This window comes from Candidatus Cyanaurora vandensis, assembly GCF_013285555.1.
Classification (GTDB): Bacteria; Cyanobacteriota; Cyanobacteriia; order Gloeobacterales; family Anthocerotibacteraceae; genus Cyanaurora; species Cyanaurora vandensis.
This window is the reverse complement of record NZ_JAAXLT010000057.1, coordinates 1-12,949: the sequence shown is the minus strand read 5'-3', so window position 1 is coordinate 12,949 and position 12,949 is coordinate 1. Positions and strand designations below refer to the sequence as shown.

Annotated in this window: 11 protein-coding genes; 7 read left to right on the top strand and 4 right to left on the bottom strand. The window is 55.8% G+C overall.

The window, feature by feature from the left end; all coding sequences use genetic code 11:
• The 3 genes from HFM78_RS03860 to HFM78_RS03850 form a co-directional block, all read left to right on the top strand.
• Positions 1-1,523: VCBS repeat-containing protein (locus HFM78_RS03860; RefSeq protein ID WP_287128103.1), on the top strand; the 1,523-nt coding region annotated here is incomplete at its 5' end.
• An 84-nt stretch (positions 1,524-1,607) separates the two neighbouring features.
• Positions 1,608-2,798: a GNAT family N-acetyltransferase gene (locus HFM78_RS03855; RefSeq protein WP_287128102.1), complete on the top strand. Its 1,191-nt coding sequence runs from the start codon at positions 1,608-1,610 to the stop codon at positions 2,796-2,798.
• Positions 2,799-2,938: 140 nt separating this feature from the next.
• Complete coding sequence (locus HFM78_RS03850) at positions 2,939-4,183, top strand: FG-GAP repeat protein (protein ID WP_287128104.1); 1,245 nt, start codon at positions 2,939-2,941, stop codon at positions 4,181-4,183.
• Between the two features lie 275 nt (positions 4,184-4,458).
• Here the strand turns inward: HFM78_RS03850 and HFM78_RS03845 are convergent, their stop codons facing one another.
• Positions 4,459-5,685, bottom strand: coding sequence for a sensor histidine kinase (locus HFM78_RS03845; RefSeq protein ID WP_287128101.1), 1,227 nt, complete (start codon positions 5,683-5,685; stop codon positions 4,459-4,461).
• A gap of 103 nt (positions 5,686-5,788) precedes the next feature.
• Here HFM78_RS03845 and HFM78_RS03840 point away from each other — a divergent pair, with 103 nt between their 5' ends.
• The 3 genes from HFM78_RS03840 (at position 5,789) to HFM78_RS03830 (ending at position 7,369) form a co-directional block, all read left to right on the top strand.
• The gene (locus HFM78_RS03840) at positions 5,789-5,995 is read left to right on the top strand and encodes a hypothetical protein (protein ID WP_287128100.1); all 207 of its coding nucleotides are present in this window, start codon (positions 5,789-5,791) and stop codon (positions 5,993-5,995) included.
• Positions 5,996-6,040: 45 nt separating this feature from the next.
• Positions 6,041-6,604, top strand: a complete 564-nt coding sequence (locus tag HFM78_RS03835; protein ID WP_287128099.1) for an aspartyl/asparaginyl beta-hydroxylase domain-containing protein — start codon at positions 6,041-6,043, stop codon at positions 6,602-6,604.
• Between the two features lie 411 nt (positions 6,605-7,015).
• Positions 7,016-7,369 (top strand): antibiotic biosynthesis monooxygenase, encoded by a 354-nt coding sequence (locus tag HFM78_RS03830; protein WP_287128098.1) that lies wholly within the window; start codon positions 7,016-7,018, stop codon positions 7,367-7,369.
• A 208-nt stretch (positions 7,370-7,577) separates the two neighbouring features.
• Here HFM78_RS03830 and HFM78_RS03825 read toward each other — a convergent pair whose 3' ends face one another.
• Together HFM78_RS03825 and HFM78_RS03820 are read right to left on the bottom strand one after the other, a co-directional pair.
• Entirely contained in the window at positions 7,578-8,888 is a 1,311-nt protein-coding gene (locus tag HFM78_RS03825) for a (Fe-S)-binding protein (protein WP_287128097.1), read from the bottom strand.
• A complete protein-coding gene (locus tag HFM78_RS03820; protein ID WP_287128096.1) occupies positions 8,888-10,096 on the bottom strand; it encodes an FAD-binding oxidoreductase in 1,209 nt (402 codons plus the stop codon). The genes HFM78_RS03825 and HFM78_RS03820 overlap by 1 nt, the downstream gene beginning before the upstream one ends.
• 100 nt (positions 10,097-10,196) lie before the next feature.
• Between HFM78_RS03820 and HFM78_RS03815 the strand changes: the two genes are divergently transcribed.
• On the top strand, positions 10,197-10,343 hold the full coding sequence (locus HFM78_RS03815) for a DUF2949 domain-containing protein (protein WP_287128095.1): 147 nt from the start codon (positions 10,197-10,199) through the stop codon (positions 10,341-10,343).
• Between the two features lie 155 nt (positions 10,344-10,498).
• Here HFM78_RS03815 and HFM78_RS03810 read toward each other — a convergent pair whose 3' ends face one another.
• Positions 10,499-12,808 (bottom strand): ATP-dependent helicase, encoded by a 2,310-nt coding sequence (locus HFM78_RS03810; RefSeq protein ID WP_287128094.1) that lies wholly within the window; start codon positions 12,806-12,808, stop codon positions 10,499-10,501.
• Between the last annotated feature and the right edge of the window lie 141 nt (positions 12,809-12,949).

The following is a 12,949-nucleotide window of genomic DNA, read 5'->3' as shown; positions in this document are numbered from 1 at the left end:
ACCCCACCCACATCAGCGCGGGCGAGAATTACGCCACCTTTAATATCACCACCGATGCTGCCACCCAGCCGGTCACATCTGTTGCGGTAGCAGGACTTGCGGCGGCTAATTACCAAACGGACAACGAACCCGCGCTTGCCGAAATTGCCCGCATTTTTGGCTGGCAGACTTTCATTGGTAGTGAGAGTAATCGCCTCAACGGTGACAGCGTGGCCCTAGGTGAGGAGGTCTACGCCCCTTTTTGGCTCCGCGCACGCATCAATCAGCCCGTCCTAATTTGGCCCATTGCTATCTATTCCTCTGATACCGCAGAACTTCATGGCTATACCCGTTTTCAAGCCAGACCGGGTACTGGTGGCAACAGTGGGTTACTTTACAGTTTTGCCGGGACGTTAGATGACGACAATATCTTAGGCAGCAATGATGCCAGCGGCGGCGAGAACCAGAAACTCCTGGCCAAGATTTTTTCGGGCAACGCTAGCAGGACACCCACCACAAATCTCGTAGACTTCATCCCGACCCAAGCTTTCGCTCTTAGCAATGACAGTGCCCAGACCGATGACAGCCGCAACGGGGCCGAAAAAGTCCACAACTGGCGTATCTATCCCCTGCGCGATCAAGCGGGTCAACTACTCCCCCACAGCTATTTCGCCGCCAAGGACAACGGCAACACGACCGATAGCTCCACCGGAAAAAACTTCGACTTCAATGATTACGTCTTCCTCGTCACCAATATCCGGCCCCAGGCAGCGAGTCTGGCCCCCCGCGAGCGCGATGATTTCAGTGGCGAGGGCAGTGTGGACCTCCTCTTGCGTAATTACCAGACGGGCGAGAACGTCCTTTGGTTGCTAAACGGCCCGGTCTACCAAGCCAGTGCCCTCCTCCCCACCACCCTCGATTTCAACTGGGAACCGGGCGGGACGGGCGATTTTACGGGGGATGGTCGGCCCGAGATTCTCTGGCGCAACTACAGTACGGGCGAGAACGCGGCCTGGGTGGTCACGGATCTTGCTTATCAAGAAAGTCTCCCCCTCCCGGCCCTAGCTCCGGCTTGGCGCATGAGTGGCAGTGCTGACCTCGACCAAGACGGCAACGTGGATATCCTCTGGCGCAACTACAGCACGGGCGAGAACGCCGTCTGGTTGATGGACGGCTTGAATCTCCGCCAAAGCGCGACTCTCCTCAGTGTCACCGACCTCAACTGGCAACTCGTCGGTGGCGCGGATCTCGACCGTGATGGTAACGTAGACCTCCTTTGGCGCAATTACGGTACGGGCGAAAATGCCGTTTGGTTAATGCAGGGCCTGACCTACCGCACCAGTGCTCTCCTGCTCAGTGTGAACGACCCCGACTGGCAATGGGCGGGCAGCGGTGACTTTGACCGCGACGGCAAACACGACCTAGTTTGGCGCAACAACAGCACGGGTGAGAACGCTCTCTGGCTGATGAATGACCTTACCTACCGCGAAAGTGTCCTCCTCCCCTCCCTCCCCGACACTTGGCGAATCGAAGGGCCCCAGTAACCTGAATAGGTGCTCAAAGTCCCTTTTTGGGAGGCAGCTCTTTGGTGATAGTTACTATCCTGGAAAGGTTGCATCTGGGGACCCATGTACCGTACGGAGTGGACGACGAAGTTTGTCAGTATCCGTCCTGAGGCGTGGCAGCGACTGGTCGGGCCGGAGACCTCGCCTTTCTTGGAATGGACTTGGCTCGCGGCCTTGGAACAGGCGGGGTGCGCGGTCCCCCAAGAGGGCTGGCAACCCTTTCACCTCACGGTCTATCGGGGACAACAGTTGGTGGGGGCGGCTCCTCTCTACATCAAGAGTCATAGCTACGGGGAGTTTGTCTTTGACCAGAGTTGGGCGGAGTTGGCCCAGCGGTTGCGCGTGCGCTACTACCCGAAGCTGGTGGCAATGGTCCCTTTCACCCCAGCGACGGGGTATCGCTTCTTGATGGACCCCGAGGAGGACCCGGATTCACTGTTGGATGTGATGCTCACGGCGATTGACCAGCTTTGCGAGAAACAAAAGCTAGCCTGTTGGAATGTCCTCTATCCGGCCCTGGATTTCCAGGAACGGTTGTTAGCCCGTGGTTTTTTGCCCCGCTTGGGTCACAATTACCAGTGGCAAAATGAGGGGTTTGGGACCTTTGAGGATTTTTTAGACCGTTTCAAGAGTTCGCAACGCCGCAATATCCGCCGGGAATGTAAGGCTCTCGTGGACTTAGGGTTGGAGTTTAAGGTCTACACCGGCGATACGATCCCGCCAGGGATGTACAGTTTCATGTATGACCTATATGCCGACACCTGTGCCAAGTTTATGAACTGGAGTAAATACCTCAACCGGACTTTCTTTAAGTTATTAGAGGATGACTTCCGGGAGAATACGGTTTTTATCAGTGGTGAGTATCAGGGCAAAAGTGTGGGTATGTCCTTCTGTATCCGTAAGGGGGACCGGATGTACGGGCGGTACTGGGGCTGCACCCAGGAGATTAAGAACTTGCATTTTAGCGCGTGCTATTACGAACCCGTCCGTTTTGCCATTGACCATGGCCTCCAACGCTTTGATCCCGGCGCGGGGGGTAGTTTCAAAATGCGGCGCGGCTTCCCGGCAACTCCCACCTATAGCCTGCACCGCATCTATAACCCTCGCCTTAGAACCGTCCTCGAAGACCATCTGCCCAAGGCCAACGCCTACCACCAGCTCGAAATCGAGGACCTCAATACCAACGCTCCCCTCAAAGAAATCTCTGAAGGTGCACCCGAGGAAACTACCCATCCGCTGAGCCCCACGGAGTAACGTCTCCACGTATAAACACCACATGAAAACTTCATCTGTTTAACTATGAGGGATGTCAATATTACTTACTTGCTGTAACTCAGGAGAGAGCTTTGTTTACACCACCTAAGTACTTCCCATGGACGGGCATTTTGATCACAATGATCATCACGCTTCTGCCGACCGCGCTCGCTCAATCAAATTTCTCAGCTACTTCTCACCCGGCAGGGCGCGTGCCTGTCGCCTTCGACACTACGACGCTTGTTACCACCGATGGCGAACCGTTGGAGTTTTTTGGTTACACCGTTGCGCTGGATGGTGATACAGCCGTGGTCGGTGCTCCTAACGACGATGACCAGGGCCCATACAGCGGTTCAGCCTATGTGTTTGTGCGTCAAGGGAACACCTGGGTCCAACAGGCTAAACTCCTGGCTAGCAATGGCAACGAGAGTGATCTTTTTGGTAAGGCCGTGGCCCTCAGTGGAAATACCGTGCTCATTGGTGCTTCCGGCGACGATGACCAGGGTCCAGACTGTGGTGCGGTCTATGTCTTTGTCCGGCAGGGGGAGGTTTGGGTCCAACAGGCTAAACTCCTGGCGACTGATGGCAATGACAGTGATTTTTTTGGGGGTTCCGTTGCTCTCGAACGCAATACAGCCCTAATTGGTGCCCCAGCGGACGATGACCGTGGTCTAAACAGCGGTTCAGCCTATGTGTTTGCGCGCCAACGGGGAGCTTGGGTCCCCCAGGCTAAGCTTCTGGCTGGGGATGGGGCTGCTGAGGATACCTTTGGTGCAGCAGTCAGCTTGGCGGGAGCGCGTGCCCTGCTGGGTAGTCCCTTAGACGATGATCGGGGTGCGAATAGCGGTTCCGCCTATGTATTTGTGCAAGAGCAAGGTAGCTGGCGGCAAGAGGCTAAGCTCCTGTCCGCCGATGGTAGTCCTGAAGATTACTTCGGGACCTCCTTAGCCTTGAGTGGGAATACGGCCCTCGTCGGGGCTTTCGGAGACGATGATCTCGGTTCAGCGAGTGGTTCAGCCTATGTGTTTGTCCGTCAAACGGACTGGCTACAACAGGCTAAACTGCTGGCAGCCGATGGAGCTCAGGATGACTACTTCAGTTTTTCCTTGGCTCTAGATGGCGACCGGGTGCTGATCGGTGCCTATGGCGATAAGCGGGGTCCAATTCAGGGGGCGGCCTACTTGTACGAACGGCAGAGGGGCTCATGGACGCAACAAGCCAAAGTCAAAGCTCAGGGTGGCGCAACCAGTGACATCTTTGGTTTTGCGGTTGCCCTGAGCAATGATACCTTCCTCATCGGAACGCTGGGGGATAATCTAGCTAGCGAAAACAGCTCATCCACCGCCGATCAAGGGGTAGTCTACGCCGGTTCTTACCAACCGTAAATCGCTGCTCCTATCTTTGCGAAAGCTATCACTAACTTATGTCTTAAAACCACCAACTCTGCTTGAGAGTTGGTGGTTTTTAATATTGACTAGCTGGCTTGGTTCATTGCCATGTTGTCAAACATAGTGCCAGTCGTCATTGCCTGAGTCAGACCAGTTAGGGTACCCAGAGCGGCGACCTTAGGCGGAACATAGGTCTTCTTTGTGTCCATGTCGTACCATCAAAAGAGCTCACGCAATCTATCACTTTGACCCTACCTCGTCAATGTGAGGCCCTAGGAAGCTTCAACATCAACGGCTTGGACCTCAGCCAACTGGAGAGTAACGGGGAACGTCATGATGAAGGACGACCCCAGCCCCACCTGGGAAACTAATTCAATGCGCCCCTGGAGTAACTCGACGAGCCGCGAGGCAATGGCAAGCTCCATCCCCGTACTCTCGCTGAAACGTTGTCGGTCGGTGGAGACCAGTTGGGCGTAGGGCGTAAATACATAGGGCTGGTCCTCGGGCGAGATGCCCTGTCCGGTGTCGCGGATCGTCAGGGACCACTGCTGGTTAGGTAAGGCCAAACAACGCAACTGGATGGTTCCGAGGGCGGTGGTACGGATGGCGTTGTGGAGGAGGATGACCACGACCTGTTGTAAACGAAAAGGATCTGTGAAAACTTGGGCGGGAGCTTGGGCGTAATCCACTTCCAGGGTTAAGTTGCGGGCTTGGGCCAGGGGTGTCAAGGGTTCTAGCACATGGTTGAAGACTGTCCGTACATCAATCTCCATCCCCCGCAGTTGGACGCGGCCCGTTTCATAGCGGGAGAACTCCAAGGCATCGTTGACCAGCCGGAGCATCTGTTGTCCGTTGGTGAGGACACGTTCAATATTTTGAATGCTAGGTAGGGTATCGCGGACTTCCTCATCCATCCGTTGTTGACGCAAAAAAAGTTCAGCGTAGCCAATGATGGAGGTCAAGGGAGCACGGACTTCCTGAGCCAAGAGCGCGAGGTTGTTTTGGCTAGCGCGGACCAACCGCGTCAACTCCTGGTTGGTAAGGCTGACCTGCGCCTGGAGTCGCTGCAATTCACCCATCCGTTCATTCATATAGCTTTGGAAGCAACCGGCAATGGCTTCGTCTATAACCGTATCCACGAGTCGGAGGGCACGGATCACTCCAGCAGCGGTGTCCGCGAGTAGATATTCTTCGAGGGCATTGACGATAACCCAGCGCAATTGACGATATTCACGGGCGATCTCAGCCGCATCAAACCCTTGCTCTGCCCGCAATGCACCATGCTCCAAGCTCGCCCGGGCTAGCAGTTGGATATCATCTTGTTCGTTGGGGTCCAGGATTTTGGTGAGTGCGGTCAAGACAAAGGGAATGTGGTCGCGGATTGCCATCGTAGACAGACCATTGGCACTCTCAATTTGACGGTCCTGGCGGACAAGCTCGATCCACTCCTCAACGATGGAGTCCACCCGCTCCTGTAAAAACTCACTCAAAGAAAACATATTTAACCTGCGGGAATAGGGTTTGGCTGCGGATCAGTATAGCGGGTTTGCAGGAGGATCGTAGGAGCTTGGTAAGATGATTAGGCATTTGTACTTGTTAGCTATGCAACCCCCGGAAGGACCGCGCGAATCCTTAACCAGCCCCCGCTGGTCTTTCGGCCTTGAAGTGCGTCGTGGGTGGGATTGGATTCAGTTCGTCTGGCAGATGCTCAGGCGCATTGGCGGGCCGGGGGCTATCTTGCGGACCCTCTGGTTTGTGCTCACTTTGCTGTGGCAGCGGACCCTCACCCAGTGGTTCAAGCCTAAGTGAGCATTGTTCAGTAATGGGGGATTGGGCTAATGTGTTTGCAGTGGTGTGGAGGGCAGAGCTATTTTTTACGAAGCTGAACAATTCTCATTTGTACAGACTCTCGAAACTCACGGGTCCCAGGTCCAGGCCGAGTTAGACCAGTTGGCTCCTCAGAATTTTATCGCTTGGCCAGAGAAATATCTCTATGGCAAGGGCTGGGATATTTTCGGACTCTATGCTTTTGGGATTAAGATTGCTCAAAACTGCCGGCTTTGCCCCCGGACTACTGCCCTAGTTGAGGGTATCCCCGACCTTGTGACAGCAGGGTTCTCGTCTTTGGCTCCAGGCGTTGCCATCGCTCCGCATCACGGTTACCCCGATGGGCTATTGCGCTGTCACCTCGGGCTGAGGGTCCCGCCAGACTGTGCCCTGAGAGTCGGTCTTGAGACGAGGCGTTGGCAAGAAGGCCGCTGTTTAGTTTTCGATGACACCACGGAGCACGAAGCCTGGAACCGCTCTAGCCAACAGCGGATCGTGTTGCTGCTTGACTTCAAGGCTCCCGTCGGCTTCTTTGCACCGCCCCCGTGCCCGGTCCGCACTGGCCTTTTGAGTTTTTTCAGACGCAAATAATGGGGGATAGAAAGTGGGCGGGTGGCTCGGTTAATGAATAGTGAAGAGGTGGTTGGTTGTGCGTTTGGTTTAACCGGGGCATATGTCCTAACCATCGTCTGTGAGCCTCTCCACCAGACTTGGCGTTGCACCTTGGAACTGCTCGCGTCGGTCTAACCTGTGGTTCTACTGCGCCCAGCGGCCCCTATTTGCTGGTAAAAGCCGCTAGTTACACCGTGGAAACCATTTTTTGACAGTAGGAAGCGTTGTCTAGTCCGTAAAAACTGTTTTTCGGTGGTAGGCATCGTTGTTGTATCCGTCACTGACCGTAACGAGTCGGGGCAAGTTACCTCATTTAGGATTTACACCGACACTGCACCGCTTCTCGCGTCCTAGAGTACTGTTAGACCTAGACTCAAACTAGGAATTGCCATGCCCGATTTTGTCCAGGACCAGACTGAGTTCCCAGACGACTACACCGGGCCAGTGATACTGGTCAACCTATTCACCCCCAAACCGGGCCAAGTAGATGAGTTCATTGCGGTTCAAACGGCTGAGTACCGTCGCTTACTCGGTCAAGTTGCGGGTTGGCAGGGTAATCGGCTGCACCGCTCTCTAGATGGCAAAACTGTGGTTAACTATGCGGTGTTCGAGTCCTTAACTGCGTACAGGGCTTGGCGGGATGACGAGCTATTTGCTGAGCATCTTGAAGTCATCCAGCCGCTCGTGGCGAAGGCGGAGCCGGGACTGTACACTGCCGCACTGTATGAGGCCGGTTCAATCTAGTACAGGCAATGGCTGGGGCGGCCCATCGAACCCGTGCTAGGTATCTGGTTTTGCATTGCTGTCACCTAAGTAAACGGTGGTGGGGATAGAGCGGTTGCGCGGGGGGCTGGCGGAGCAGAGCGAGGACCAGACCCACCCAACAAAAAGCGCGGCGGGTGAACATCAAGCATCACAAGGGGACCCGCCTTAGACTGCCCTAGTTGTTTGACTATCTACCAGAGAGTTTGAGACCCCGGATTGAGAGATCGAGGAGTTCCATCGGGTGCAAAATTGGGGTGTCGCGGTTGAGGAGGTCGAGGTGTTTGCGGAGTTGGAGAGTGCAGCCCGGATTGGGGGAGGCGATGAGATCGGCTTGGGTGTTGAGTAGGTTCTCGACTTTTTGTTGACCCAGGGCTTCGGCGACTTCGGGTTGCAGAATATTGTAGACCCCGGCACTGCCGCAACAGAGGGCTGCGTCTAGGGGTTCCTTGAGCTTGACCCCAGGGATTTTTTGGAGGAGTTGACGCGGTTGGAGACTGATTTTTTGACCGTGGAGGAGATGGCAGGCGTCTTGGTAGACCACGGTTAAAGTCGCGTCTGTCAAGGGCGAGAGGGGCGTCGTTAAGCCGACCGCTTGGAGAAATTCCTGGACATCCCGGACCTGACGGGCGAACTGAACCGCCCGTTCCTGGTACTGGGGGTCAGCCGCGAGGAGGTGCCCGTATTCCTTGAGGGTGTGTCCGCAGCCAGCAGCATTAATGATGATGTAGTCCACCCCACTCCCGGCGAAACGGTCAATCATTTGACGGGCCATCATCCGGGCTTGGTCCTCCTGGCCTTGGTGGTGGGGCAAGGCGGCGCAACAACCCTGGTCTGGGGGGATGACCACTTCGCAACCGTTGGCACTCAGGACCCGGACAGTGGCCTCGTTGACCCCACTGAAGAATAGGCGTTGTACACAGCCGAGGATGAGACCGACCCGGTACCGCTTAGGACCCTGGGCAGGGACGAGGGCAGGCAAGGTATCACGAAAGGCACTGGCGGGGACCACCGGGAGCAGTGATTCCATACTGGCAAGCCGGGGCGCGAACTTTTTGAGGAGGCCCGTCCGCCGTACAAGTTTCTGTAAACCGAGCTTTTGGTAGGGAACTAGGGGAGCCAAAAGGGGACGCAGGCGTTTCGGGTAGGGCAGGAGGGAGAAAATCCCTTGACGTAGGAGCCTTTCCCCCCAGGGACGCGGGTGGTTGCGCTCCATTTGGGGCCGCACCGCACTGATTAATTGGTCATACTGCACCCCCGAGGGACAGGTGGTGACACAGGCTAAGCAACCCAGGCAACTATCAAAATGTTGGGCGGTGGCGGGGGAAAGGGGGATCTGGCCCTCGTTGATACCGTCCATCAAGTAGATCCGGCCCCGTGGTGAAGCCATCTCTGTCCCCAGGATGCGGTAACTCGGACAAGTCGAGAGACAAAACCCGCAGTGGACACAGCTATCAATCAACTTGGGGTCCGGGGGATGGTCAGTATCAAAACTTTGCATCAGATGCCTCCTACAAAACGTCCGGGACTCAGCAGGGCCAAGGGATCGAACTGTTTTTTAATCCGCTCCATCAACCCGAGGGCATTGCCCTTGTAGCCCCATACGTCAAAGGTCTCTTTAAGGGTAGTCGGGGCTTCGAGGATAGAGAGATAACCCCCCACGCCTTCACAAAAGGTCCGTAACTTCTGGAGGTGCATGATTTCGGGCATGACCCGGATATGACCCATCCCTCCGCCGCCGTGGAGGACAGCCACCCCGCCCAATTGGGTCACGAGTCCAGCCAAAGCCACCGCTGCCGTGACGGGTACCCCCACTTTACAGACCACGCGCTCCGCGCCCTGCCAGATTTCAGGACCGGTGTAAGGTTTGACCGTTAACCCCAACGCCTGCCCTAGACTCAGGAACTGCGCGACCTGTTGCGCTACCCCCGCTGGGGTACTCTGGAAACCCAAGGCCAGTCCCAGTCCATCATTGGCGATGATATCCACCGCACTCGGGGTCAACGTTGAGTTCCCCACTGCCAGTAATGCCTGGGTCAGGTTTGCTGCTGAACCTTGTAGACACAGGGTTTGAGACGCTGGTGGTATGGGATACAGCCGCAGGGTCATCTGGCTAATTATCCCTAAAGTCCCGTAGGAACCCGTAAAAAGTTTCATTAGGTCGTAGCCCGCGACATTTTTGACGACCCTGCCGCCGCACTTGGCGCGTTCGCCATCAGCACGGATCACCGTCAGCCCCAAACAGAGGTCGCGGACCCCGCCGTAACGGTGGCGCAGGCTACCACTGTCCGCCGTTGCCAAGATACCCCCCAAGGTTGCCGTGGTCGGGTAGGCCGGGTCGAGGGCAACGAACTGACCGGCACTTTTCAAGTGTTCCTGGAGTCGCGCCAAGGGCATCCCCGCCGCCACCGTCACGGTCAGGTCCCCAGTTGCGTGTTCAATCAATGGGTCTAGCCGAGCCAGACTCACCACCAACTCCACCTCCCGGACTAGCCCGCCCCAACGCAACTTGCTCCCCGCGCCCATGGGGAGGACCCGCCAGCAGTTTTGATGGGCCAATCTGAGGACCGTGGCGAGGACAGCTTCAGTCTCAGGCAAGACCAGCCAAGGTTCTCCCCTGAACCCATGCTCGGTCATGGGTGAGACTGCCTCAGCACCTAGTAGGGCGGTAAGCTTTTGTTTGATTTCTAGGTCGGGACTGGGTTTCACAGGGCTGGGCGATGGTTCTCTTCAGTGTAAAACGGTTTTCATCATCACCCTAAGCCTCCTAGCCCTTGACGTCAATGTAACGAGCCCTTAACATTCTGACATGAACACTCATAAACTCCTTCAATTGGTAACGGGTTCCCAACTTGAGCTAGCGCAGAAGATCCAGAGGCGCGAACAGGGCACCCTGGAGATTATCCTGTGGCGGCTGGGCTTCCTCACGCGGGAACAGCTAGGGTCCATCCTTTAATACGCGCCAGAAACGCCGCCTAAATTACGCTGTTTCGGCGAAAGGCTCGGTAAAGTATTGTTGCCTGGACTGTAAATAGAGAACCCAGTAGATTCTTGGGAAGTGATAGGGACACTCCTAAGTTTTACTTGCTTGACGCAGTTTTCACTGATGTATCATTCAGGCAACTGGTAAAGCGGGGTCAGGCGGGGGTTGATAATTTTTTTACCCAGACCTGGAAACTGGATGGCGACGGAGAACTGGGTCCCGCCCTCTAGAAGGTGGGTGACTTTACCAATGCCATAGCTACTGTGGAGGACGCGTGTGCCGACCATGAGTTCTTTGGCCTGGACGCGAGTGAGGTTGTGACCCGTGGGGGCGGTAGTCGTCGTCGTGGGCGACTTAGTTTTTTTCCGAGACTGGGGAACAGTGCCCGCGAGCATTTCCTCAGGAATCTCTTGGAGAAACTGGGAGGGGATGGCGGGTTCGCGGTCGCCCCAGGTACGGCGTTCCTGAGCGTAGGTGAGATAGAGGCGGTTCTGGGCGCGGGTGATGGCGACGTAACAGAGGCGGCGTTCTTCTTCTAGGGCTGGGGGGTCTTCTAGGGAACGTTGGTGCGGAAAAAGGCCCTGCTCCAACCCGGTCAAAAAGACCACGGGGAACTCCAGACCCTTCGCGGCGTGGATAGTCATTAAGGAGACCTGATTGCGCTCCCCTTCGTAATTGTCGAGGTCCGAGGCCAGGGAGACGGAGGCTAAATAATTCCCCAGACTCATATCCTCATTCTTTTCGAGGAAACCCTGGGCCGAGGCGCGGAGTTCCTGGAGGTTTTCGAGGCGGTTATCGGCTTCGGGGGTGCGTTCTTCCGTGAGAGCACGGACATACCCAGATTCTTCCAGGACTTTATCCAGCACACTCAACACATCGGCAGTCTGGGCCAAGGCTTGCCAGCCTTTGACCTGGGCCACGAACTGAAGAATGGGTTTCGCGCCCCGGCCCACCACTTTTACCCAATCAGGGTTGTCCATCACCCGCCACAGACTGACTCCCTGTTGGGCTGCCGTCTCCGTTAGGGTTTCGAGGGTCTTAGCCCCGATGCCCCGGCGCGGCGCGGCAATCGCGCGTTTCAGACTCAGGGCATCATCGGGGTTATAGAGCAGTTTCAAGTAGGAGAGGATATCTTTGACTTCCTTGCGGTCATAGAATTTCAACCCGCCCACGACTGTGTAAGGCACATTCTCGTTGCGTAACTGGTCTTCAATCGCCCGTGACTGACTATTAGTGCGGTATAACACGGCAAAATCCTGGAAGCGACGGCCCTCTTTGTCGTGCAGACGGCGGATCTGGCGCAGGATAAAGCGGCTTTCGTCCTCCTCATCCTCGGCTTGGTGGCAGTAAACCTTAGACCCAGAAGGACGGGTCGGCCGGAGTTCTTTGTCCAATCGTTCTTGATTACGGTGAATGAGATGGTTAGCAACTTCCAGAATCTCAGGGGTAGAGCGATAATTCTCCTCCAGCTTAATCACCGCTTCTGGCGTGCCCAACTGCTCTTGAAACTCCAATAGAATCCGAAAGTCCGCACAGCGAAAACTATAAATACTCTGGTCCGCATCCCCAACGACAAAGACCGAGCGGCCCGTCCAGTCCGGAGTTTTGCCACCCGTGGTAAGTTGTTGAATTAACTCATATTGAGTGCGGTTGGTGTCTTGATATTCGTCCACCAAAACATGGGTGAACCGCTGGTGCCAGTGACGCAAGAGTTCCGGTTGTTGGGCAAAAAGACGAGTCGGGACCAGAATGAGATCATCAAAATCCAGGGTATTATTCTCGGCGAGTCGGGCTTGATACCGCTCATAAACCTCCGCCACCCGTTGGGTCCGGGCCGTCTTACCCTCGTGGTCCAAAAAAGCCTCGGGCGTCTGGCCCATATTCTTGGCGCGGCTAATCGTGTGGCGGAGGGTGCGCGGAGGGAAACGGTTCTCGTCCAGATTCAATTCATGGAGGACAATCTGTTTAATCAATCCCTGGGCATCGCTCTCATCGGCAATATTGAAATTATTCGACCACTGCCGACCCGCCCAATCCCGGTATTTATCCACCACCGAGCGTAATAGCCGACCGCAGAGAGCATGAAAAGTCCCCACCCACAAGGGAGAAATAACATTGCGGCGGACCCATTGCTGGACTTGGTTCTGAGCACTAGGCAGAAGTTCTTCATAGGGCATCTGGACCGTCGCCATCGCCCGCTGCTGACAAAACAACCGCTCAATCCGCAGTTTCATCTCCTCAGCGGCCTTATTGGTGAAAGTCACTGCAAAAATCTGGGCCGGGTCTACGCCATGAGTCTCAATCAAGTTAGCAATCCGGTAAGTCAGCACCCGCGTCTTACCCGAACCCGCGCCCGCCAGAACTAAAAGTGGCCCATCCAGATGTTCAACAGCCCGCCGTTGGGCTTCATTCAAGAGGGCGAGGGAAGCCAGCGTCATCGTTTTACCGCACAAGTATCCCCATTGTAGAAGGCCCCTCCGCCCCACTAGTGGGGGACCAAGGCAGAAGAGATCCCTCCTAGCCCCCCTTGAAAAGGGGGGAATAGAGCTTATACGAGTCGCCCTACTCAACAATCTCTT